Annotated in this window: 2 protein-coding genes; both read right to left on the bottom strand. The window is 58.7% G+C overall.

Annotated features, from left to right (window positions below):
* Positions 1 to 156: 156 nt before the first annotated feature.
* Positions 157 to 849, bottom strand: a complete 693-nt coding sequence (gene rplA / locus ACP5E6_RS13310) for a 50S ribosomal protein L1 (RefSeq protein WP_427954757.1) — start codon at positions 847 to 849, stop codon at positions 157 to 159.
* Between the two features lie 2 nt (positions 850 to 851).
* Positions 852 to 1,286, bottom strand: coding sequence for a 50S ribosomal protein L11 (gene rplK, locus ACP5E6_RS13315; RefSeq protein ID WP_331259106.1), 435 nt, complete (start codon positions 1,284 to 1,286; stop codon positions 852 to 854).
* Positions 1,287 to 1,299: the final 13 nt, after the last annotated feature.

The raw sequence follows: 1,299 nt of genomic DNA on the forward strand, positions 1-1,299 counted from the left end.
TAAGGCAAGGCAAGTAAGGCCTTCTTTTTGTGAACAAAAAGAAGCAAAAAAACTTTATGAATCGGGGCTATAGCCTCTCAAACGCCTCAGCCCCAGCTCGAAAAAGTTTTTTGCTTCTTTTTTACAAAAAAGAAGTCTTCCCTACCCCGAACTCCCTCAAGCCGAAAGCGTACTCACATCAACCCGAACCCCAGGGCCCATCGTCGAAGACAGTGCTGCCTTCTGCAAATACGTCCCCTTCGCCCCGGCCGGCTTCGCCTTCTGAATCGCATCGACCAACGCCTTCGCGTTCTCGATCAACAACCCGGCCTCGAAACTCGCCTTGCCGATCCCCGCATGAATAATCCCGGCCTTCTCCGCCCGAAACTCCACCTGGCCCGACTTCGCCGCCGTCACCGCACCTTTGACGTCCATCGTCACGGTGCCCAGCTTCGGATTAGGCATCAGCCCGCGCGGCCCGAGAATCTTGCCCAACCGCCCGACCAGCGCCATCATGTCCGGCGTCGCAATGCAACGATCGAACGCAATGTTGCCCGCCTGCACCTGCTCGGCCAGATCATCGGCACCCACCACATCCGCACCCGCCGCCCGCGCCTCATCCGCCTTCGGCCCGCGCGCGAACACGCCAACCCGCAGCGTCTTGCCCGTGCCGTTCGGCAACGAAATCAGCCCGCGCACCATCTGATCGGCATGACGCGGATCGATGCCCAAATTCAACGACAATTCCACCGTCTCATCGAACTTCGCCGTCGCATTGGTCTTCACCAACGCCATCGCCTCGTCCAACGCATAGGCCTTGTTCGCCTCGACCGCGGCCGTCGCCTTAACCAAACGCTTGTTCTTCGCCATGATCAGCCCTCCACCACCGAAAGACCCATCGACCGGGCCGACCCGATCAACATGCGCACCGCACCATCCACATCATTGGCGTTCATATGCACCATCTTGGTCGCCGCAATCTCGCGCAACTGCGCCATGGTCACCTTGCCCACGGTCGCACCCTTGCCGGTCGTCGTGGACCCCTTGGTAATCCCCGCCGCCTTCTTCAAAAAATACGTGTTCGGCGGCGTCTTGGTAATGAAGGTAAAACTGCGATCGCCAAACGCCGTAATCACCACCGGCACCGGCATCCCAACTTCCATGCCCTGCGTCGCCGCATTGAAATCCTTGCAAAACTGCATGATATTCAACCCGCGCTGCCCCAAAGCAGGCCCAACCGGCGGCGACGGATTAGCCTTGCCCGCCGGTATCTGTAACTTGATATAGCCAACAATCTTCTTCGCCATCAGGCGCACTCCT

The sequence above is a fragment of the Acidiphilium sp. genome (assembly GCF_049977125.1).
In the GTDB taxonomy this organism is placed as follows: Bacteria; Pseudomonadota; Alphaproteobacteria; order Acetobacterales; family Acetobacteraceae; genus Acidiphilium.